The sequence below is a fragment of the Cellulomonas sp. GTC20042 genome (assembly GCF_055389595.1).
Genome location: NZ_AP043678.1, coordinates 1,741,172 through 1,763,373, shown reverse-complemented (window position 1 = coordinate 1,763,373; position 22,202 = coordinate 1,741,172). Strand labels below are relative to the sequence as shown.

Sequence of the window (22,202 nt, the reverse complement as noted above, 5' to 3'; positions counted from 1 at the left end):
CGGGCGGTGCTCACCCGGGTGGTAGAGGCACCTGCACGCGGTGCATCCGTCCGGCGGCGACGTAGAGCCCGCGACCGGGCGGGAAGTCGGCGGTGGTCAGACGCGGGAAGGTCACGCCCATCAGCGCGCCGCCGTCGTCCTGCGTGGGTTGCAGGACCAGACCACGGCGGGCCTTGCGCAGCTCGGCGACGGGCGGGCTGATCGATCCCCAGGTCGTCGTCTCGGCCTCGCCGATCACCAGGTGCCCGTTGCGCTTGGCGGCGCGGACGGCAGCAGCGAGCGGCATCTCGACCTCGGTGGCGGCGAGGTCGGTGAGCGCCTCGACGACCAGGGTGACCGGCGGGATGTCGTCCGCGGACTGGTCGAGCAGCGGCTGGACCTCCGCGAGCAGCTCGGCGACCTCCGGGGGCCGGTGCGCCATCCGCGTCCAGCAGGAGGCCTGGGCGGCCGGCGAGCGGCGGGGGCCGATGTAGTAGACCGGGGCGTCGGGCAGGTGCCGGCGTAAGGCGTGCGCGAGGGCGACGAGGGTGGTGGTGCGCCCGGAGCCGGTCATGCCGGCGACCATGAGGGTGCCGCGCCGGTCGAAGCCGATCGGCTCGAGGGTGGAGTCGGCCACGCCGAGCACCGGGTCGCCGCCGACGGCGTCGGGCAGCGAAGCGGCCGGGATGATCGCCTCGAGCCGGCGGACGGCGGGGGCCCGCGGGGTGCCGGCCGCGTGCAGAGCGGCGGCGATCTGGTCGATCACCCCGGCCTGCGTGGCGATGTCGGCGCCCCCACCGGGCACGGCGATCTGGAGCTCGTCGGTGCCGCCGGCGAGCACGGCCCGACCGGCGGCAGGGTCGTCGCCGAGGGCGTCGCGGGCGATCCCGAGCTGCACGGCGGCGTTCTCGTCGCTCTGGCGCATGACGATCCGGGTCGCGACGGAGGCGGCCATCGAGGTGGACAGCGCGTGCGGCCGCTCGGCGGACATGACGACGTGCACGCCGAGCGGGCGGCCCTCCGCCAGCAGCCGGGCGAAGCCGGCGACCGCCTTCATGCCCTGGGTGTCCTGCTCGAAGGCGTCCCGGAACGCGGCGAGGCCGTCGACGAGCAGCAGGACCCGCGGCTCGTCGGTCCCGGTGAGCGTGCGGTACTCGGCCAGCGTGGCGGCGCGCGCGGCGGCGAAGGCGACGGCGCGCGCGTCCAGGAGCGCGACGAGGTCGGTGACGATGCGCACGACACGCTCGGAGTCGCCGCCGGGGACGATCGACCCGACCTGCGGCAGCGCGTCGAGCACGCTCAGCGCCCCGCCGGCGAAGTCGAGCCCGTAGAGGCGCACGTGGCCGCGCGCGGTGGCCGCGGAGACCGCGACCGAGCGCAGGAAGGTGGACTTGCCGGCGCCGGAGGTGCCGAAGGCGACCACGGACCCGTCCTCGTCGGGCCGGTACACGAAGGGCACCTGCGCCTGCTCGGCGGGCACGTCGACCAGGCCGAGCGGCAGCGCGCCGTCGGGGTGGGTTCCCGCGAGGTCGAGCGGGACGACGGTCGGCAGCTCGGGCAGCCACGGGCGACGCGGCGCGGGCACGCGGGCGACCTGCGCGGCGGCCCCGAGCGTCCGCACGAGGCGGGCGGCGTCGGTCGGCCCCTCGACGGAAGCGGCGCCGGGATCGGCCGCGGCGGGCACGTCCCACACCTCCCCGGGTCCGAAGGTGAGGGTCTCGATGCTGACGGCCGGTGCGGCGGGTGCGGCGTCGCTGCGTCCGCCGACGTAGCCGGTCTGGAACATGGCGAGCCGTCCCGGCCCGGTGCGCACCGCACCCCGCCCGGGCACCCGGGGGTCGAACTGCGCGGCCATCGGCGATCCGAGCACGTCGGTGGAGTCGTGCTCGTCGGCCATCCGCAGCGCGATGCGCAAGTTGGTGTTGGCGCGCAGGTTGTCCTTGATCACCCCCGCCGGGCGCTGGGTCGCCAGGATCAGGTGCAGACCGAGGGAGCGGCCACGCTGGGCGACGTCGACCACCCCGTCGACGAACTCCGGCACCTCCTGCACCAGGGCCGCGAACTCGTCGATCACGATCACCAGCGCCGGCGGCGTGCGCGGGTCGCCGGCACGCTCGAGGGTGAGCAGGTCCTTGGCACCGGCCTGGTTGAGCAGGTGCTCGCGGTGACGCAGCTCGGCCCGCAGCGAGGCCAGCGCGCGCCGCACCAGGTGCGGGGACAGGTCGGTGACCAGACCCACGCAGTGCGGCAGGTCCACGCAGTCCGCGAACGCCGCGCCACCCTTGTAGTCGACGAACAGGAACGTCACCCGGTCCGGGCTGTGCGCCGCCGCCATGCCGAGCACCCACGCCTGCAGGAACTCGCTCTTGCCCGACCCGGTCGTCCCACCCACCAGCGCGTGCGGACCCTGCGCCCGCAGATCGAGCACGAACTCCCCGTCCGCACCCTGACCCACGAGCCCGCGCAGCGGGGCGTCGGACCGTCGCCGCACCGGCGGCGCACCGCTGCGGTCGAGCACCGACCCGGTCTCGTGCCAGCGCTCGAGCGCGGCGGTCGCGTCCTGGGCGAGCTCCTGACCGGTCAGCGCGAGGTAGTCGACCGCCCGCGGGAGGTCGGACTCGTCGATCGTCGGCGCCCCCGCGTCCACCACGCCGGCGAGGTGCCGGGCGAGCGCCAGGGCGGCCTCCGCGCTCATCGGCTCGCAGGCGAGATCGCTCCAGACGCCGTCCGCGGTGCTGCCCAGGCGCGCACCCGCGCCGTCGACCACCAGGAAGCTGCGGCAGGCCGCCGGGAGCTGGTGCGGCACGGCGGCGCACCAGAGCACGTGCACCCCGACAGCGGCGCCCTCTTCCGCGAGCCGGACCAGGCGGCCACGCTCGGCCGGGGTGTCGTCCTCCACCAGCAGCACCACCGAGGGCACGGTGCTCGGGCGGCCGCCCGCGGCGGTACGGGCCGCGACCAGCTCCTCGATGCCGGTGACCACGGCGGTGCACGCGGCCGGGCTCGACGCGAGGTGCGCGGGCAGCGGGCTGTGCGGGCTGGCGACGTGCGGCAGCCAGCTCAGCCACTGCCACCGGGGTGCGCTCGCCGCCGAGGTGACCGCGGCGAGCACCAGCTCGGAGGGCGAGTGCAGCGAGACGAGCTGCGCGACGAGCCCGCGCGCCACGGCCTGCGCGACCGGATCGGCACCCGCCACGCCGAAGGACCGGCAGGCTCGCAGGTCGGCGACCAGCGGGACGCCGTCGACGGTCTCCATGCCGCGCAGGGCCGCCTGCTGCTCGTCCCAGAGCACCGGGTCCGCGGCACCCCGGGCCTGCGCCTCGACGGTGGTGCGCGACCTGCTGCTGCCCGTGCCGGCGCGCAGCGTGAGGAACCCCGCCTGGTCGGGCCGGTGGCTCCAGAGGCCCGGGCTCAGGCGCAGCGCGTCGTCCACGGCACGACCGCTCGACGGCACCTCGGCGAGCCGGACCTCGACCTCGCGCCGGTGCTCGCCGGCGACCTGCTCGACGAGCAGGTCCATCCCGGTGCGGAACGCGGCGGTCTCGTCGCGCACCCGCCGCCGTTCCCCCGACCATCGCTGGAACCAGGTGCCGGCCATCAGCAGCGGGCTCAGGGCGACGAACATCAGGGTCAACGGGTTGCGGGTCATCGCGTACATCGCACCGCCCATCACCACGGGGGCGACGAAGGCGAGCAGCGGGAACTTCTGCGGCTTCACCGGCTCGGGGACTCGGGGGGCCGGCAGGGTGCGCTCGACGTACCGGGGCACGACCCGGGGCGATCGGTTGAAGGCGGTGACGGCACCGGCGCCCGCGGAGGCGGCGACCTGCGGCAGCCGGCGGATCTGGAGCTCGGACTCCCCGAGCAGGACGACGTCCTCGGGGCCGAGGACCGTGCGCGCGACGCGCCCGTCACCGACGAGTACGCCGTTGGAGGATCCGGAGTCGACGATCTCGACCCCGGCGCCGACGACGATGCGGGCGTGCAGCTTGGAGACCATCTGGTCCTTGAGGCGCACGTCGTTCGCCGGCCCGCGGCCGACCGTGCTGGACCCGAGGGGCAGGTCGATCTCGAGCCCCGCGTCGGGGCCGGAGAGCACGGTCACGCGGGCGGCGGCGAGGGCGGGCGCGGTGCCGGGCTCGGACCAGCGCTCGGCGGCCGGGCCGACCGCGATCGTCGACCCCGCGCGCACCCCGGCCTCGACCAGGGTGGCCGTCCGGGGGACGCTGCGGAACTCGGTGGCGTTGGGCGGGCAGAGCCGCAGGGTCGCGCGTCCCGGCTCCGCGCCGTACGCCGGGTCGACGCGCAGCAGCGCATCCGCGACGTCGCCCGCCGTCGCACCGGCGTCCGCCGTGACCACCACGGCGGTCTCGCCACCGTTCGGCCGACGCAGCCCGAGCCGTGTGCGCACCTGTCCCCCTCGTCGTCCCCGCCCAGCACCCGATGCACCGGGGCGCGGCCCGCGGCCGCACCCCGGGACAGGTCAGCCGCGCAGGCCAGCCGCGAGCTGGGCGTCCACCTCGGACAGCGTCTGGGCAGTGCTGCGCAGGTACTGCGAGAGGTTCGTCAGCGCGGCGACCGTCTGGGTGGCCGAGGTGGTGAACTGCTCGTAGGACTCACCGAAGGCGACCGACGCCTGGTCGGTGACGAAGCCGGAGGACACCAGGCTCGCGATGAACGTGCGCAGCTCGGTCAGCTTGGTGGTGAGCTCGTCCTGGCCGGTGGACAGGCGCGTGGCCGCCTGCTCGATCTCCTGGTAGCTCACGTTGAGGTTCGCCATGGCACTGCCCTCCTGCACACGCCGCACACTGCGACGCCCTTGACCTGCGAGAACGCCGGACGACGCCCCCCTGCGGGACAGTACCGACCGCTCGCGACCCTCGGGCGCCCGCGTAGGGGTTTCCACTCACGCGCCAGGAAGATTCGTCCGATCACCGCATCGACCAGGACCTTCGTCCTCAGCCTGACGGGCTCAGAACCGCGCGCGCACCGCCTCGCCGTGGGCGGGCAGCCCCTCGGCGTCCGCCAGCGCGACGATCTTGTCGGCGATCTCCCGCAGCGCGTCGGCGTCGTACTCGATCACCTGCACCGCCCGCACGAAGGAGTGCACGCCGAGCCCGGAGGAGAAGTGCGCGCAGCCGCCGGTGGGCAGCACGTGGTTCGACCCGGCCATGTAGTCGCCGAGCGAGACCGGCGAGTACGGCCCGACGAAGATCGCCCCGGCGCTGGTGACGCGCTCGGCGAGGGCGGCGGCGCCGACGGTCTGGATCTCCAGGTGCTCGGCGCCGTAGGCGTTGACGACGGCGAGCCCGGCGTCCAGGTCGTCCACCAGGACGATCGCGGACTGCTTGCCGGACAGCGCCTGCGCGACGCGGGTGGCGTGCCGGGTGGTCTGCACCCGGTCGACCAGCTTGGCCTCGACGGCCAGCGCGAGCTCGACCGAGGGCGTGACCAGGACGGATGCGGCCAGCGGGTCGTGCTCGGCCTGGGACACCAGGTCGGCGGCGACGTGCTCGGCGTCGGCGGTGCCGTCGGCGAGGATCGCGATCTCGGTGGGGCCGGCCTCGGCGTCGATGCCGACGACCCCGCGCACCAGGCGCTTGGCGGCGGCGACGTAGACGTTGCCGGGACCGGTGATGACGTCCACCGGCTCGCAGAGGGTGGTGCCGTCGACGTCCTCGGAGCCCTCGGCGCCGTAGGCGAGCATGGCGATCGCCTGGGCGCCGCCGACGGCGTAGACCTCGTCGACGCCGAGCAGCGCGCAGGTGGCGAGCACCACGGCGTCGGGCAGACCGCCGTTGTCGCGCTGCGGCGGGGAGGTGACGGCGAGCGAGCCGACCCCGGCCTCCTGGGCGGCGACGACGTTCATGATCACCGAGGAGGGGTAGACGGCCAGGCCGCCGGGCACGTAGAGACCGACCCGGCGCACCGGGATCCACCGCTGCCGCACCTGCGCGCCGGGGCCGACCTGGACGGTGTGGTCGGCGGGGCGCTGGGAGGCGTGCACCAGGCGCACCCGGCGGATCGTCTCCTCCAGGGCGGAGCGCACGGCGGGGTCGAGCACCTCGACGGCCGCCTGGACGTCGGCGGCGGGCACGCGCAGGTGCGCGGGGCGGACGCCGTCGAACTTCTCGGCGAGGTCGCGCAGGGCTGCGGCGCCGCGATGCCGCACGTCCGCGAGGATCGGGGCCACCGCGTCGGCGGCGGACTCCACGTCGAGCTCGGGACGGGGCAGCGTCTCGAGCAGCTCACGGCGGGACAGGTCGCGACCGCGCAGGTCGATCCGGGAGATCACGTGCCGAGTCTAGGCGTCGCTGCCCCGCGCCCTCCGACCTGCCCGTACTCCGGGCGGCTGCGCCGAGGTTGCGTGAAAGCACGCTTCACGCGCCGGGAAGCCTGCATTCGTGCAACCTCGGCGGGCGGCGCGGCTCGGTGCGCGCGCGGCGCGCCGCACGGCGAGCGGACGCGCCGCGGTCAGCCGACCTCGGCGCGCTGCACCCCGGCGGGGGTGTCGACCTCCACCACGTCGCCGCGGTGCAGCTGGCGACCGCGCCGGGCCTCGTCCTCGCCGTTGACCTGGACCACGCCGTCGTCCAGCAGCAGGCGCGCGTCGGCGCCGGAGTCGGCGATCCCGGCGAGCTTGAGGAACTGGCCCAGACGGATCGAGTCGTCGGAGATCGGCACGGTGAGGTTCACGGCCGCCATCCTGCCAGCACCCGGGCGTCGCACCGCACCGCGCTCACACCCCCACCGGGGTGCTCGTGGACTGGAGGCAGCCCGGGCCGAGCAGCGCCTTGAGGTCGCCGAACAGCGCGGGCGAGCGCTCGACGCGGAAGCCGGCGCCGGCCCGCAGCAGGGTGGTGCGTCCGCCGGGGCGGGCGACCCGCAGGTGCAGCTCGGAGACACCGGGGTGCGTGGTGAGCACCTCGCGCAGCCGCTCCACGACGGGCGGGATGCAACGCGACTCCGGCAGGGTGACGACCACCGGCGCGTCGGCGACCGCCGACAGGTCGGGCAGCGACACCTCCATGGCCTGGAGCTGCATCTGGTCGTCCCGGCGCCGGACGCGTCCGCGCACCACGACCACCGCGTCCTCGGCGAGCACCGTGGAGTACGCGAGGTAGGTCTCGCCGAAGAACATGATCTCGACGCCGCCCTCCATGTCCTCCAGGGTGACGGCCGCCCAGGGGTTGCCCTGCTTGGACATCTTGCGCTGCAAGGAGGTGATCAGGCCCGCGACCTGCACGGTGGAGCCGTCCGGACGCGCCTCGTCGGCGTTCAGGGTGGCGATCGAGACGTCCGCGGCGGCCGACAGCACGTGCTCCAGGCCGGACAGCGGGTGGTCGGAGACGTACAGGCCGAGCATCTCGCGCTCGAAGGCGAGGCGCTGCTTCTTGTCCCAGTCCGGCACGTCCGGCACCTGCACGGAGAAGCCGGGGCCGTCGTCGCCGCCGAGGTCGGCGAACAGGTCGAACTGCCCCTCGGCCTCCTTGCGCTTGACGCCGATCACGGACTCGACGGCCTGCTCGTGCACCAGCAGCAGCGCGCGGCGGGAGTGGCCGAGGGAGTCGAAGGCGCCGGCCTTGATCAGCGACTCGATGGTCCGCTTGTTGCAGACGACGGCGGGCACCTTGTCCAGGAAGTCGGTGAAGGACGTGAAGTCGCCCTTCTCCTCGCGGGTGCGCACGATCGCCTCGACCACGTTGGCGCCGACGTTGCGCACGGCGGTCAGGCCGAAGCGGATGTCCTTGCCGACGGCGGTGAACAGCGCCACCGAGGAGTTGACGTCCGGCGGCAGGACGGTGATGCCCATCCGTCGGCACTCGCCGAGGTAGAGCGCCGACTTGTCCTTGTCGTCACCGACCGAGGTGAGCAGGCCCGCCATGTACTCGGTCGGGTAGTTCGCCTTGAGGTAGGCGGTCCAGTAGGAGACGACGCCGTAGCCCGCGGAGTGCGCCTTGTTGAAGGCGTAGCCCGCGAACGGGACCAGGGTGTCCCAGACCGCCTGGATCGCCGGCTTGGAGTAGCCGCGCTCCTTCATGCCCGCCTCGAAGGGCACGAACTCCTTGTCGAGGATCTCCTTCTTCTTCTTGCCCATCGCGCGGCGCAGCAGGTCCGCCTGGCCGAGCGAGTAGCCGGCGAGCACCTGCGCGGCCTTCTGCACCTGCTCCTGGTACACGATCAGGCCGTAGGTGCCGTCGAGCACCTCCGCCAGCGGGGCCTCGAGCTCCGGGTGGATCGGGGTGATCGGTTGCAGGCCGTTCTTGCGCAGCGCGTAGTTGGTGTGCGAGTTCATGCCCATCGGCCCGGGCCGGTACAGGGCGATGACTGCGGAGATGTCCTCGAAGTTGTCGGGGCGCATCTGGCGCAGCAGGGCGCGCATGGGGCCGCCGTCGAGCTGGAACACGCCCAGGGTGTCGCCCCGGCCGAGCAGGTCGTAGGTGGCCTTGTCGTCGAGCGGGATCTCCTCGAGCTCGATCGGCGTCTTGTCGTTCGCGACGATGTTGCGCAGGGCGTCGTCGAGGATCGTCAGGTTGCGCAGCCCGAGGAAGTCCATCTTGATCAGGCCGAGGCCCTCGGACGTCGGGTAGTCGAACTGCGTGATGACGGCGCCGTCCTGCGGCCGCTTCATGATCGGGATGATGTCGATCAGCGGGTGGCTGGACATGATGACGCCGGCGGCGTGCACGCCCCACTGGCGCTTGAGGTTCTCCAGGCCGCGCGCCGTCTCCAGCACGCGCTGCGCCTCGGGATCGGCCTCGACGACCTTGCGGAACTCCTCGGCCTCCGCGTAGCGCGGGTGCTCGGGGTCGTACATGCCGGACAGCGGGATGTCCTTGCCCATGACGGCCGGCGGCATGGCCTTGGTGAGCTTGTCGCCCATCGCGAACGGGAAGCCGAGCACGCGCGATGAGTCCTTGAGCGCCTGCTTGGCCTTGATCGTGCCGTAGGTGACGATCTGCGCGACCCGGTCGTCGCCGTACTTCTCGGTGACGTACCGGATGACCTCGCCGCGCCGACGCTCGTCGAAGTCGACGTCGACATCGGGCCAGGAGACGCGCTCCGGGTTGAGGAAGCGCTCGAAGATCAGCCCGTGCCGCAGCGGGTCGAGCTCGGTGATGCCCATCGCGTAGGACGCCATCGACCCGGCCGCCGAGCCACGGCCCGGTCCGACGCGGATGCCCTGGTCCTTGGCCCACTGGATGAAGTCGGCGACCACGAGGAAGTAGCCGGAGAAGCCGAGCTGGACGATCACGCCGGTCTCGTACTCCGCCTGCGCGCGCACGTCGTCCGGGATCGCGCCCTTGTACCGCCGCAGCAGGCCGCGCTCGACCTCCTTGACGAACCAGGAGTTCTCGTCCTCGCCCTCGGGCACCGGGAAGCGCGGCATGTAGTTGGCGCCGGTCGGGAACTCGACCTCGCACCGCTCGGCGATCAGCAGCGTGTTGTCGCAGGCCTCGGGCAGCTCGGCCCAGGTGCGACGCATCTCCTCCGCGGACTTGACGTAGTAGCCGTCGCCGCCGAAGGCGAAGCGGGAGCCGCCCTGGTCGTAGGTCGGCTCGTCCAGGGTGGAGCCGGACTGCACGGCGAGGAGCACCTCGTGCGCGTGCGCGTCCTCCTTGGTCGTGTAGTGCAGGTCGTTCGTGGCGACCAGGGGCGCGCCGATCGTCTCGGCGAGGCGCAGCAGGTCCTTGACGGTCCGGCGCTCGATCTCGAGGCCGTGGTCCATCACCTCGACGAAGAAGTTCTCCTTGCCGAAGATGTCCTGCAGCTCGCCGGCGGCGCGGACGGCCTCGTCCCAGTGGCCGAGGCGCAGGCGGGTCTGCACCTCGCTGGACGGGCAGCCGGAGGTGGCGATCAGGCCCTCGGAGTAGGTCTGGAGCAGCTCGCGGTCCATCCGCGGCCACTTGCCCATCTGGCCGTCGAGCGAGGCCAGCGAGCCCATCCGGAACAGGTTGTGCATGCCCTGCGTGGTCCGGGACAGCAGGGTCATGTGGGTGTAGGCACCGCGGGCCGACACGTCGTCGGCGGCCTGGTGCGCCTCGCCCCAGCGCACGCGCGTCTGGTCGAAGCGGCTGGTGCCCGGGGTGACGTACGCCTCGACGCCGATGATCGGCTTGATCCCGGCCTTCTTGGCCTGGGAGTAGAAGTCGAAGGCGCCGAACAGGTAGCCGTGGTCGGTGATCGCCATCGCCGACTGACCCAGCCGCTTGGCCTCGGCGAGCATCTCCCCCACCCGCGCCGCCCCGTCGAGCATCGAGTACTCGGAGTGCACGTGCAGGTGGACGAAGTCGGTACCCGAGGCCATGCCAGCCATCCTAGGTCGCCGGTCCGACAGCCCCGCGCACCGGCGCGACGACCGGCCGCTCGATCAGCGGTACGCGGCGCGCAGCGTCTCCAGGGCGTGCTCCAGGTCCGCCGGGTACTCGCTGGTGATCTCCAGCCAGCGCCCGTCGGCGGGGTGGTGGAAGCCGAGCCGCACGGCGTGCAGCCACTGCCGGGTCAGCGTCACCCGCTGGGCCAGCGCCGGGTCGGCACCGTAGGTGAGGTCCCCGACGAGGGGATGGCGCAGGGCGGCGAAGTGCACCCGGATCTGGTGGGTGCGGCCGGTCTCCAGGTGCACCTCGCACAGCGAGGCGGCGGGCAGCATCTCCAGCACCTCGTAGTGGGTGACCGAGGGCTTGCCGTCCGCGACCACGGCGAACTTCCAGTCCTGCCCGGGGTGCCGGCCGATCGGCGCGTCGATGGTGCCGGTGGTCGGCTCCGGGTGGCCCTGGGCGAGCGCGTGGTAGACCTTCTCGACCGTGCGCTCCTTGAACGCGCGCTTGAGCACGGTGTACGCGTGCTCGCTCTTGGCGACCACCATCAGGCCGGAGGTGCCGACGTCCAGCCGGTGCACGACGCCCTGGCGCTCGGCGGCGCCGGAGGTGCTGATCCGGTAGCCGCGCGCGGCGAGCACGCCGACGACGGTCGGGCCGGTCCAGCCCGGCGAGGGGTGCGCGGCGACGCCGACCGGCTTGTCGACCACGACCACGTCGTCGTCCTCGTAGGCGACGCGCAGCTCGGGCACGTCGTGCGCGACCACGGTCGTGCTGGGGGCGGGCGTCGGGTCCTCGAGCTCGACCTCGAGCCAGGAGTCGGCGGTGAGGCGGGCGGACTTGCCGATCTCGACGCCGTCCAGGCGGACCCGGCCGGCCTCCGCCAGCTCGGCGGCGCGGGTGCGGGACAGGCCCAGCATCCGGCCGAGGGCGGCGTCGACCCGCTCCCCCACCAGGCCGTCGGGCACCGGCAGCGTGCGCACGTCAGGCATCGCGACGGGCGCTCTCGTCGGGGGTGACGGGGGCCGGGGCCTCGGCGTCCGGCGCGGGCGCGTCCTGTGCCGGCGGTGCGGCCTCGGCAGCCGCCTCCGCCTCCTCGGCGGCCCGCACGTCGCGCTCCCGCGTGCCGTCGAGCCGCACGCCGCGCACCGACAGCAGCATGAGCAGCCCGGCGGCGACCACGATCGCGATGTCCGCCACGTTGCCGACGAACAGGTCGCCGTAGGCGATGAAGTCCACGACGTGCCCGCGGAAGACGCCGGGATCGCGGATCAGCCGGTCGACCAGGTTGCCGAGCGCGCCGCCGAGCAGCAGCCCGAGCGCGAGCGTCCACCCGCGCGAGCCGAGCCGGCGCGACACGCGCACGATCACCACGACCACGGCGACCGCGACCAGCGACAGCACCCAGGTGGTGCCGTTGGCCAGCCCGAGGGCCGCACCGGGGTTGAACAGCAGCTGGATGCCCAGCAGGTCGCCGAGCACCGGCGTGCGCACGCCCTCGTCGAGGGCGCTCAGCGCCCAGGCCTTCGTGGCCTGGTCGACCAGGAGCACCGCGGCGGCGAGGGCGACCAGCGTCCCCACGAGCCGGGTGCGCCGGGCGGCGGAGGCAGGACGGTCGTCGGGCTCGGCGGAGGCAGAGGTGCTGGACATCGGGGCGAGTCTACGCAGCGGGAGGGGTGTCCCCCGCCGTCAGCGACGCTCCTCGCGCTGCTTGCAGGTGACGCAGAGCGTGGCGCGCGGGAAGGCCTGCACGCGCGCCTTGCCGATCGCCTCGCCGCAGGAGTCGCAGCGCCCGAAGGTGCCGGCCTCGATGCGGGCGAGCGCACGGGTGGTCTGCTCGAGCATGTCGCGGGTGTTGTTGACCAGGGTGAGCTCGTGCTCGCGCTCCAGGGCGCTGGAGCCGGAGTCGGCCTGGTCGTCGCCCGCGCCGTCGCCGGAGTTGCGCAGCAGCTCGGTGAGCTCCTGGTCGGCGGCGGCCAGCTCGGAGGTGAGCCGGTCGATCTCGGAGATCAGCTCGTCGGCGATCTCCTGCACCTCGGCGGGCGTCCAGGGGTCCTCACCCGCGCGGACCGGGAACCGGGTCGCCGCGTCCGTCAGGTCGGGGAGCGCACGGCGGGCGGGCGCGCTGAGCGAGTCGTTGATGGCCACGTGGCGATCCTCTTTCTGTCAGAGTCCGCAGAGAGTATGCGCCCGCGCACGGCCCGCACAACACGACACACCACGCCCGGCGTGCGGACGTGGTGCGTCGTGGGTGACGGTGCGGCGGGCGGCAGACCCCCCGCGACGTCAGATGCGGTCGGCGGAGGGCGTCGCGCCCTGGGCGCCACGCGCGGGGAGCGCGTTGGCACGGTTGTCGAGGTCGCCGAGCAGGTTCTCGAGGTAGCTCTTGAGGCGCGTGCGGTAGTCCCGCTCGAACACCCGGAGCTCGTCGATCTTCCGCTCGAGGAGCGAACGCTCCTGCTCGAGCTGGCTGAGGGTCCGCGCCGAGGTGTCCTCGGCCTCGCGGACGATCCGCGCCGCCTGGCCCTTGGCCTCGGTGACGAGGCGGTCGCCCTCCTCCTGGCCGCTGCGGACGTAGTCGTCGTGCAGCTTCTGCGCCAGGGCGAGCATGCCGGTCGCGGACTCGGGCTCGCTCTGCCGCTGCGGCTGGACCGGCGCGGAGACCGCGGGTGCCGGCGCAGCGACCGGGGCGGGCGCGACCACGGGGGCCGGGGCCGGCACGGGAGCCGGGGCGGGCTTCTCGGCCTCGGGCTTCGGCGCGGCCTGCGCCTGGGCGCCGGCCCGGCTGAGCTCGGCGATCCGGCGCTCGGCGGCGGCCAGCTTGCCCTTCAGGTCGTCGTTCTCGGCCTGGGTCTCCCGGAGGGTGTTGACGACCTCGTCCAGGAAGTCGTCGACCTCGTCCTGGTCGTACCCTTCGCGGAACTTCGTCGCCTGGAACTTCTTGTTCAGGACGTCGTCTGCCGTCAGCAGTGCCATCGTCGTCACCTCTTCGGTCGTACTGGGTCGAGCCGGTGGCAGATCACCGACCACCTCGGGCCACCGTAGCGGACATTCACGCCGTTGCACGCGACCCGGCCCGGCGCGAACCCTCGCGCGTGTCGCGCGACGGACCGCTCAGGCCAGCAGCGGGAGCAAGGACAGGAGGAACCAGCAGCCCAGCATCAGGATCATGAACGCCAGGTCGAGGCGCACGGATCCGATGGTGAGCGGCGGGATGACGCGCCGCAGCAGGCGCAGCGGCGGGTCGGTCACGGAGTACACGATCTCGGCGACGACCAGCGCGAAGCCGGTCGGACGCCAGTCGCGTGCGAAGTACTGGACCCAGTCCAGCACCAGCCGTGCGAGCAGGAGCAGGACGAAGACCAGGAGGACGAGCTGGAGCAGCCCGACGACGAGCCCCACCGGGTGCGGCCGTCAGCTCTGGTTGAAGAAGCCGCCGCGCGGGGCCTCGGCCGGGCCGCCCTCGCCGGCGACCTCGACGTAGGACGGCGAGAGCAGGAAGACCTTGTTGGTGACCCGCTCGATCGACCCGTGCAGGCCGAAGATCAGGCCCGCGGAGAAGTCGACCAGGCGCTTGGCGTCGGAGTCGTCCATGTCGGACAGGTTCATGATCACCGGGGTGCCGTCGCGGAAGGCCTCGCCGATCTTGCGCGCGTCGTTGTACGAGCGCGGGTGGATCGTGGTGATGCGACGGATCTCGCCCTCGGCGCCGTGGTGCGGGGCCGGTGCGGTCTGCGGCGCGGCATAGGCCGAGCGCTCCGCCTGGGGCGCCGGGCGGTGCAGCGGCGTGACCTCGGCCTCGTAGTCGTTCACGGTCGCCTCCGGCTCGTCGTACTCGTCGACGTACTGGTCGTGCTCGCCACGGTCGTCGGCAAGCCCGAGGTACAGCATGGTCTTGCGCAGCGCTCCGGCCATCGCGATCACTCCATCCCCGTACTGACATGTCCTGCACGGTCACGGTAACAACGCGCGAGCACGTCACCGCGTTCCGACACGCCAGGCGCGTGCGGGCGCGTCGGATGTGCTCAGGTGGGCAGCAGCCGGACGAGGGCGGCGCTGCGGCCGGTGGTGGTGCCGGCCCGCTGGGCGCGACGGTGGGAGTAGAAGCGGTCGTCGGTGTCGGTGCACCAGCCGGTCTCGTGCACCTGCTCGACGCCCGCGCGGCGCAGCACGGCGGCCACCCCGCCCGGCAGGTCGAGGCCGGGGGTGCCCCAGACCGTCTCGCAGGCGGCCTCCGGCACGATCGCGGCCACCTCGTCGCGCATCGCGGCGGGGACCTCGTACCGGGGTCCGCTGATCGCGGGGCCGATCGCGGCGCGCACCCGCGCGGGGTCGGCGCCGTGCTCGACCATCGCACCGAGGGCGGCCTGCACGACGCCGGCGACCAGGCCGCGCCGGCCGGCGTGCACGGCGGCGACCACCCGGGCGTCCGGGTCGGCGAGCAGCACGGGCACGCAGTCGGCGACCAGGATCCCGACGGCGGCCTCCGGCGTGACCGACACCAGCGCGTCGTAGCGGCCGACGGTGGTGCGGGCGTCGCCGAGCCGGTCGGTCATCACCCGGACATCGGCGCCGTGCACCTGGCTCGCCCACGCCACCCAGGAACCGGTCCACCGGCCGACCAGGTCACGGTTGGCGAGCACCCGGTCCGGGTCGTCGTCCACCGCGAGGCCGAGGTTGAGGGAGTCCCACGGCGGCAGGCTGACCCCGCCGGCACGGGTGGTGAAGCCCGCGCGCACGCCCGGCCCGAGGTCGACCTCGAGCACGGGCGGCGGCGCGGTCCTCATGCGCGATCTACTTGAGGAAGTCGGGCACGTCCAGGTCGTCCTCCTTGCGGCGGGCGACCTCCTCCTCGAAGATCCGCGGCACCTCGAGCTGGCTGGTGCTGGTGGAGGCGTCCGGGGTGAGGAACGCCGGCACGTCGGAGGACTCGTCGTCCGGGCCGACCGGGCGGGGCTGCGCGGCGGCGTGCGCGGCCGGGGCGGCCGCGGCGGGCGGGATGCTCGCGGGGGCACCGGCGCTGACCTGGCCGAGGGCCCGGCCGTCGCGACGGACGACCGGGGCGCCGCCGTCGAAGCCGGCCGCGATCACGGTCACCCGCACCTCGTCGCCGAGGGCGTCGTCGATCACCGCGCCGAAGATGATGTTGGCCTCGGGGTGCGCGGCCTCCTGCACCAGGCGGGCGGCCTCGTTGATCTCGAACAGTCCGAGGTCGGAGCCACCCTGGATCGACAGCAGCACGCCGTGCGCGCCGTCGATGCTGGCCTCGAGCAGCGGCGAGGAGATCGCCAGCTCGGCGGCCTGCACCGCACGGTCCTCGCCGCGGGCGGAGCCGATGCCCATCAGCGCGGAGCCGGCGCCCTGCATGACCGACTTCACGTCGGCGAAGTCGAGGTTGATCAGGCCGGGGGTGGTGATCAGGTCGGTGATGCCCTGGACACCGGACAGCAGGACCTGGTCGGCGGAACGGAAGGCGTCGAGCACGGAGACCGAGCGGTCGGAGATCGACAGCAGGCGGTCGTTCGGGATCACGATCAGCGTGTCGACCTCGGCCCGCAGCGCCTCGATGCCGGAGTCGGCCTGCACCGAGCGGCGACGCCCCTCGAAGGTGAACGGGCGGGTGACCACACCGATGGTCAGCGCGCCGAGCGAGCGGGCGATCCGCGCGACGACGGGGGCGCCGCCGGTGCCGGTGCCGCCGCCCTCCCCCGCGGTGACGAAGACCATGTCGGCGCCGCGCAGGACGTCCTCGATCTCCTCGGCGTGGTCCTCGGCGGCCTTCTTGCCGACCTCGGGGTCCGCGCCGGCGCCGAGCCCACGGGTGAGCTCGCGGCCGACGTCGAGCTTGACGTCGGCGTCGGACATGAGCAGGGCCTGCGCGTCGGTGTTGACGGCGATGAACTCGACACCCTTGAGGCCGACCTCGATCATCCGGTTCACGGCGTTGACGCCACCGCCACCGATGCCGACGACCTTGATGACCGCCAGGTAGTTCTGCGGAGCTGCCACGGTGGGTGCCTCTCGTTGCGCTGCGGACAACCTTCACCCTCAAGTAGAGAGTTACAGTTATGTCATTTTCTCTAAGACGTGACGGTAGGTGCCGGACCGGACCGGATCAACGACCTCGGTCGCGTGTCGTCACGCTCACCCCACGACGGGCATGGTCGGAGCGGTCACGTCGTAACGGGCGGCACCCGCGGTCTCCGGCGCGGCGCGCAGCGCCTGGAGCACGGCGACCTTGAGCGCCGAGTCCTGGTCGCTCCCCCACTCGACGACGGCCCCGTCGCGCAGCACCAGCTGCACGGTGTCCTGCGAGGAGGCCGAGACCTGACCGATCGCCGCGAGCAGATCGGCCGGCAGCGACTCCAGCACGCCCAGCGTCGACGCCAGGATCCGCGCCTCGCCCACCGGCACCTGCACCACCGGCAGACCCTCCGGCGGCGCGTCCGCCCGACCGACCTGCACCCCGTCCTGGTCCACCAGCGCGTAGCCGGTGCCCTCCGAGGCGTCCGCCGCCCCCTCGGCCTGCTCGGCCACGTCGGTGGACTCCGGCACGGCGGCGACGGGCTCGCGGGACTCCAGCGCCACGGTCAGGCCGTGCGGCCAGTTCCGGGACACGGTCACGTCGCGCACACCGGGCACGTCCAGCAGCGCCGTGCGCAGGGCTGCGGTGTCCAGCCGGGTCAGCGGGGTGCCCGCCTCGGCGTCGACCACCGCGCGCACCTGGTCCACCGCGACGACCGTGCCCGCGCCGGAGACCTCCACCTGCTCGGCGTCCAGGGCCAGCAGCGGGGAGAACAGCAGACCCCACGCGAGCAGGCCGGCCAGCAGCACGCCGCCGACGGTGAGCAGGATCTGCCGCCACGCCATCCGCTGCCGGGCGCGGGCGCGCTCGGAGAACCGGGCCACCGATCCCTGGCTGACCACCGGCGGGCGCACCGGGAACACCGAGCCCCTGCTCGGGGCCAGGGCGCTGCCGGCGGCGGGGGTGGCGGGCGTGGTGGCGCCGGGCGGCGTGGTGCTGCGGCCGGAGCCGGTGGTGCGGCGCGGGGCGCGGGGGGCGCCGTCGCCGGCCGCGGGGGTGGTGCCCGGGGTGGTGCTGCGCGGCGTGGCGGCGGTGCGCGGGGCAGCCGCGGGCCGCGGAGCGGCCGCTGGGCGCGGGGTCGGTGCGGTCGCCGGGCGCGGGGCCGGCGTGGCGGTCGCCCCGTCGCCGCCGGTGGTGCCCGGGTCGGTGCGCGGCGGTGCCGGGCGCGGGGCGGCGGGCCGCCGCGGGCCGGCGGTGCGGTCGGCCTGCGGCGGTCGGGGACGCTGCGGCGTCACACCGCCCCCGTCGGCGTGCCGTCCTCGGGCGCGTCGGTGGCCGGGTCTGCCGGGTCGTCGGTCGCGACGTCGGCCGGGTCGTCGGCCGCCGTGCCGTCCTCGGGCAGGTCGGTCGTCGGGTCGTCGGTCGCGGACGCCTCGTCGGGCGCGGCGGTGGCCGAGTCGTCGGTCGCGGACGCCTCGTCGGGCACCGCGGGCGCGGCGTCGGGCTCGCCGCCGCCGGCCGCGCGCTCGGCGAGCGCGGCGAGCACCACCGGCGCGAGCGCGGTGACGTCCCCGGCGCCGACGGTGAGCAGCAGGTCCCCCGGCCGGGCCAGACCGGCGATCGTGAGCGCGGCCTCGTGCCGGTCGGCGACGTGCTGGGCACGGCCGGGCGTGGGCACCTCGTCGACGATCGTCGCGCCGGTGGTCTCCGGGTCCGGGTCCTCGCGCGCGGCGTAGACGTCGGTGACGACCACCTGGTCGGCGAGGTCGAGCGCCTGGCCGAACTCGACGGCGAAGGTGCGGGTGCGCGAGAACAGGTGCGGCTGGAACAGCACCAGCACCCGGCCGTCGCCGACCAGCGTGCGGGCGGTGCGCAGCAGGGCGGCGACCTCGGTGGGGTGGTGCGCGTAGTCGTCCACCACGCGCACGCCGTCGGCGGTCCCCCGGTCCTCGAACCGGCGACCGGTGCCGCGGAACTCGCCGAGCCCGCGGGCGACCGCCTCGGGGTCGGCGCCGACGGCCCAGGCGGCGAGCAGGGCGGCGGTGGCGTTCGCGGCGTTGTGGTCGCCGGGCACGGCGAGCGACAGGGTGACGTCGGGCAGCTCGGCCAGCCGGGAGGTCAGCGCGACCTGCCAGGTGCCGTCGACCTCGCGCACCAGGCCGAGCAGGAGGTCCGTCGGGTGGCCCTCGGCCGGATCGGTGGTGCCGTAGGTGAGCACGCGGACGCCGCGCCGGGTCAGCCGCTCGTCCACCGCCGCGACCAGCCGGGCAGCGCCGGGGTCGTCGGCGCAGGCGACCAGCGCGCCGCCGTCGAGCACCCGGTCGGCGAAGGCCTCGAAGGCCGCCTCGAAGGCCTCGCGGGTGCCGTAGTGGTCCAGGTGGTCCGGCTCGACGTTGGTGACCACGGCGACCGCCGGGGCGTAGGCGAGGAAGGAGCCGTCGGACTCGTCGGCCTCGGCGACGAAGACGTCGCCGTCACCGGTGCGGTAGCCCGGCACCGGCCCGTCGTCGGTGCGCACGGTGCCACCGATCGCGTAGGAGGGGTCGAGCACGGCGTCCTCGCGGCCGATCGCGCGCAGGGCGGTGGCGACCATGGCCGAGGTGGTGGTCTTGCCGTGGGCGCCGGCGACCGCGATGCCGATCCGGTCGGACATCAGCGCGGCCAGCGCCTCGGAGCGGTGCAGCACCCGCAGCCCGCGCTCGCGCGCCCGGACCAGCTCGGGGTTGCTGCTGCGGATCGCGGAGGACACCACGAGGGTGTCGACGTCCTCGACGTGCGCGGCGTCGTGCCCGACGTGCACTCGCACCCCGGCGGCCCGCAGGCCGTCCAGCGCGGGGCCCTCGGCGGCGTCGGAGCCGGAGACGGTGAGCCCGCGCGCGACCAGCAGGCCGGCCACGGCGGACATGCCCGCACCGCCGACCCCGATCAGGTGCACCCGGCCGAGGTCCGCGACCGCGACCGGCGCGGCCCCGGGGACGAACGCGACCCGCTCGGCGGCGGCGTCGGGTGCGGCGGCAGCATCGGGCGCGGCGACCGCCGGGACGGCGGTGGTGGGCGCGGCGGTGGCCGAGACGGTGCCCGCGGGGATGGTGCCGATCGGCACGGCGGCGGTCACGACGGGCGCGGCACCGGTCGCCACGGACCCGGCCTGCCCGGCGTCCTCGCGATCCACGCTGTCCGCACGCTCCTCCGCAGCCTCCGGCGCGTCCTCCTCCGGCGCGGCGTCGTCAGCCCCGGCATCACCCAGCCCCGCGTCCTGCGAGCCGAGGCCGTCCGGGCCGAGCTCGTCCGGCCCGAGATCGCCCGCCCCGGCCTCCCCCTCGGCCGCCACGCGCTCCGCCTCCGCCCGCTCCGCCTCGGCCGCCGCGCGCTCGGCCTCCGCCGCCCGCTGCTCCGCGGCCAGCACCTCGGCCTCCACCAGCTCCTCGACGATGTCGGCGACCCGCGCGGCGGCGTCCGGCACCCCCACCGACGCGGCGGCCCGGCCCATCGCCGCCCGCTCCTCGGCGGCCTCGGGGGCGAGCAGCGGCAGCAGGTGCGCGGCGATCCAGTCGTCGGTGAGGTCCTCGTCGGCCACCAGCAGGCCGCCGCCCTCGGCGACGACCGGCTGCGCGTTGAGCCGCTGCTCGCCGTTGCCGACCGGCAGCGGCACGTACACGGCGGGGATCCCCAGGGCGGCGAGCTCGCTGACGGTGCCCGCGCCGGAGCGGCACAGCACGAGGTCGGCGAGGGCGAGCGCCTGCTCCATCTCCCCCAGGTACTCGCGCACGTGGTAGCGCTCGGCGCCCGGCACGCCGCGCACGGCGGCGCGGACGGACTCGGCCTTGCCGGCACCGGTCAGGTGCAGCACCTGCGCGCCGGTGGCGAGCACCTCGCGGGCCCGCGCGGCGACGGCGGTGTTCACCGAGACCGCGCCGAGGGACCCGCCGGTGACCAGCAGGGTGACCCGGTCGGCCTCGAAGCCGAGCTCGGCGGCGGCGCGGCGGCGCACGCCCTCGGGGTCGGCGGCGCGCTCGGCGAGCAGACCGGCGATCTCGGGGCGCAGCGGCAGGCCGGTGACCTGGGCGCGCGGCAGGCGGGTGCCGGGGAAGGTGATCGCGACGGCGGCGGCCCCGCGGGCGCCGAGCCGGTTGGCGAGCCCGGGGCGGGCGTTCTGCTCGTGCACGACCACCGGGACGGCGCGGGCGCGGGCGGCCAGGTAGGCGGGGGTGGACACGTACCCGCCGAAGCCGACCACCACCTGCGCGCCGATCTCGTCGATGGCGTGCCCGGCGGACTCCACGGCGGAGCGCAGCAGCCGGGGCAGCCGGAACCAGTCGGCGGTGGGGCGGCGCGGCAGCGGCACCTTGGGCACCAGCAGCAGCTCGATCCCCCGCTCGGGCACCAGCCGGGCCTCCAGCCCCTCCGCGGTGCCGAGGGCGACCACGCGCAGGTCGGGGTCGCGGCGCCGCAGCTCCTCGGCGACGGCGAGCAGCGGGTTGACGTGACCGGCCGTCCCGCCGCCCGCGAGCAGCACCGCACGCGGGCGCGGTCCGAGGGGGGCGGTGCTGTCGGTCACGGGGTCCTCCGGGTGGTCGGTCGGGCGCGGGTCACGCGCCGAGGGTGCTGCGGGCGCAGCGGGGTCGGTGTCAGGCACGGGTCCGGCCGATCACCGCGAGCGAGCGGCGCACCACCGACGGCCGGGCGGCCAGCGCCTCGGCGGCCCCCGGTTCGGTGCGCGCGAAGGAGATGACGACGCCGATCCCGACCAGCGTCGTGATCAGCGCGGAGCCGCCCGCCGAGACGAGCGGCAGCGGCACGCCGATCACCGGCAGCAGCCCGATCACCACGCCCATGTTCACCAGCGCCTGCCCGACGATCCACGCGGTGATCGCACCGGTGACGATCTGCGCGAAGGGGTCGGTGTGCCGGGCGATCACCCGGATCATCGCGAAGGCGAGCACCCCGATCAGCGCGAGCACCAGCAGGGTGCCGATCAGGCCGAGCTCCTCGCCGATGATCGCGAAGATGAAGTCGTTGTGCGCCTCGGGCAGGTAGGACCACTTCTCGCGGCTCTGCCCGAGGCCGAGGCCGGCCCAGCCGCCGGTGGCCAGCGCCTGGAGCCCGTGGGTGGTCTGGTAGCAGCCGGCGGTGACGTCGCAGTCACCGCTGAAGAAGTCCATGATCCGCTTGGTGCGGTTGTCGCTGCCGATCGCGAGGAACGCGACCACGATCCCGGCCGCGACGCCGGCACCGGCGAAGATCCGCATGGGCACCCCGGCGACGAACAGCGCCCCGGCGACCAGAATCAGCATGACGATCGCGGTGCCGAGGTCGTGCCCGAGCAGCACCAGGCCGACGGCGAGGGCGGCGACCGGCAGCGCAGGGATGGCGGCGTGCTTCCAGTCGTCGAACAGCGGGCGCTTGCGCACCAGGATCGCGCCGAGCCACACCGCCAGCGCCAGCTTGAGCGCCTCGGAGGGCTGCGCGGAGACCGGGCCGAGGTAGATCCACCCGAGGTTGCCGCCCTTGCCGCGGCCGAGCGGGGTGAACACCAGCAGCTGGGCGAACATGCCGAGCGCCAGCAGCCACCAGGCGGCGCGCTGGTAGAACCGGGCCGGCAGCCGCGAGGCGACCCACATCAGCGGCAGGCCGATCAGCGCGTACTGCGCCTGGCCGAAGAACACCGCGTAGGGCGACTTGCCGTCGGCCAGCGACTCCACCGAGGAGGAGGACAGCACCATGACCAGACCGAGCACGAGCAGCAGGAGGGTCGCGCCGATCAGCAGGTAGTAGCTGGTGACCGCGCTGTTCCACTGCCCGAGGCGGGAACGACGACGGCGCCCGTCCGCGTCGGGGGTCGCCGAGGAGGACGAGGGCGGCACGGTGGTCTGGGCCAT

At 74.6% G+C, this 22,202-nt stretch carries 16 protein-coding genes; all 16 read right to left on the bottom strand.

All coding sequences use genetic code 11. The features are described from left to right. Positions 1 to 10: 10 nt before the first annotated feature. The 16 genes from ACZ5HG_RS08090 to ftsW all read right to left on the bottom strand — a co-directional run bounded on the left by ACZ5HG_RS08090 (position 11) and on the right by ftsW (position 22,202). Complete coding sequence (locus ACZ5HG_RS08090; protein ID WP_464181675.1) at positions 11 to 4,390, bottom strand: FtsK/SpoIIIE domain-containing protein; 4,380 nt, start codon at positions 4,388 to 4,390, stop codon at positions 11 to 13. A gap of 72 nt (positions 4,391 to 4,462) precedes the next feature. Then, positions 4,463 to 4,759, bottom strand: a complete 297-nt coding sequence (locus tag ACZ5HG_RS08085; RefSeq protein ID WP_464181673.1) for a WXG100 family type VII secretion target — start codon at positions 4,757 to 4,759, stop codon at positions 4,463 to 4,465. 192 nt (positions 4,760 to 4,951) lie between these two features. Next, positions 4,952 to 6,274 carry a histidinol dehydrogenase gene (gene hisD / locus ACZ5HG_RS08080; RefSeq protein ID WP_464181671.1) on the bottom strand — a complete coding sequence of 441 codons (1,323 nt, stop codon included), beginning with the start codon at positions 6,272 to 6,274 and terminating at the stop codon, positions 4,952 to 4,954. Between the two features lie 179 nt (positions 6,275 to 6,453). Continuing rightward, entirely contained in the window at positions 6,454 to 6,675 is a 222-nt protein-coding gene (locus tag ACZ5HG_RS08075; protein ID WP_464181670.1) for an RNA-binding S4 domain-containing protein, read from the bottom strand. Positions 6,676 to 6,718: 43 nt separating this feature from the next. Further along, positions 6,719 to 10,288 carry a DNA polymerase III subunit alpha gene (gene dnaE / locus ACZ5HG_RS08070; protein WP_464181669.1) on the bottom strand — a complete coding sequence of 1,190 codons (3,570 nt, stop codon included), beginning with the start codon at positions 10,286 to 10,288 and terminating at the stop codon, positions 6,719 to 6,721. A 63-nt stretch (positions 10,289 to 10,351) separates the two neighbouring features. Continuing rightward, on the bottom strand, positions 10,352 to 11,290 hold the full coding sequence (locus ACZ5HG_RS08065) for an RluA family pseudouridine synthase (protein WP_464181667.1): 939 nt from the start codon (positions 11,288 to 11,290) through the stop codon (positions 10,352 to 10,354). Beyond that, positions 11,283 to 11,948, bottom strand: coding sequence for a signal peptidase II (locus ACZ5HG_RS08060; RefSeq protein WP_464181665.1), 666 nt, complete (start codon positions 11,946 to 11,948; stop codon positions 11,283 to 11,285). The genes ACZ5HG_RS08065 and ACZ5HG_RS08060 overlap by 8 nt, the downstream gene beginning before the upstream one ends. Positions 11,949 to 11,987: 39 nt before the next feature. Further along, a complete protein-coding gene (locus ACZ5HG_RS08055) occupies positions 11,988 to 12,446 on the bottom strand; it encodes a TraR/DksA family transcriptional regulator (RefSeq protein WP_464181663.1) in 459 nt (152 codons plus the stop codon). A 138-nt stretch (positions 12,447 to 12,584) separates the two neighbouring features. Next, on the bottom strand, positions 12,585 to 13,274 hold the full coding sequence (locus ACZ5HG_RS08050; RefSeq protein WP_464181662.1) for a DivIVA domain-containing protein: 690 nt from the start codon (positions 13,272 to 13,274) through the stop codon (positions 12,585 to 12,587). Positions 13,275 to 13,412: 138 nt separating this feature from the next. After that, the gene (locus tag ACZ5HG_RS08045) at positions 13,413 to 13,700 is read right to left on the bottom strand and encodes a YggT family protein (RefSeq protein ID WP_464181660.1); all 288 of its coding nucleotides are present in this window, start codon (positions 13,698 to 13,700) and stop codon (positions 13,413 to 13,415) included. Between the two features lie 12 nt (positions 13,701 to 13,712). Beyond that, positions 13,713 to 14,213 (bottom strand): cell division protein SepF, encoded by a 501-nt coding sequence (locus ACZ5HG_RS08040; RefSeq protein ID WP_464181659.1) that lies wholly within the window; start codon positions 14,211 to 14,213, stop codon positions 13,713 to 13,715. 110 nt (positions 14,214 to 14,323) lie between these two features. After that, the gene (gene pgeF, locus ACZ5HG_RS08035) at positions 14,324 to 15,085 is read right to left on the bottom strand and encodes a peptidoglycan editing factor PgeF (RefSeq protein WP_464181657.1); all 762 of its coding nucleotides are present in this window, start codon (positions 15,083 to 15,085) and stop codon (positions 14,324 to 14,326) included. Positions 15,086 to 15,092: 7 nt separating this feature from the next. Then, positions 15,093 to 16,307 carry a cell division protein FtsZ gene (gene ftsZ, locus ACZ5HG_RS08030; protein ID WP_464181656.1) on the bottom strand — a complete coding sequence of 405 codons (1,215 nt, stop codon included), beginning with the start codon at positions 16,305 to 16,307 and terminating at the stop codon, positions 15,093 to 15,095. Between the two features lie 135 nt (positions 16,308 to 16,442). Then, positions 16,443 to 17,618: a cell division protein FtsQ/DivIB gene (locus tag ACZ5HG_RS08025; RefSeq protein WP_464181655.1), complete on the bottom strand. Its 1,176-nt coding sequence runs from the start codon at positions 17,616 to 17,618 to the stop codon at positions 16,443 to 16,445. Further along, positions 17,615 to 20,881 carry a UDP-N-acetylmuramate--L-alanine ligase gene (gene murC / locus ACZ5HG_RS08020; protein WP_464181653.1) on the bottom strand — a complete coding sequence of 1,089 codons (3,267 nt, stop codon included), beginning with the start codon at positions 20,879 to 20,881 and terminating at the stop codon, positions 17,615 to 17,617. Before murC ends, ACZ5HG_RS08025 begins: the two co-directional genes overlap by 4 nt. Positions 20,882 to 20,951: 70 nt before the next feature. Then, entirely contained in the window at positions 20,952 to 22,202 is a 1,251-nt protein-coding gene (ftsW, locus tag ACZ5HG_RS08015; protein ID WP_464181650.1) for a putative lipid II flippase FtsW, read from the bottom strand.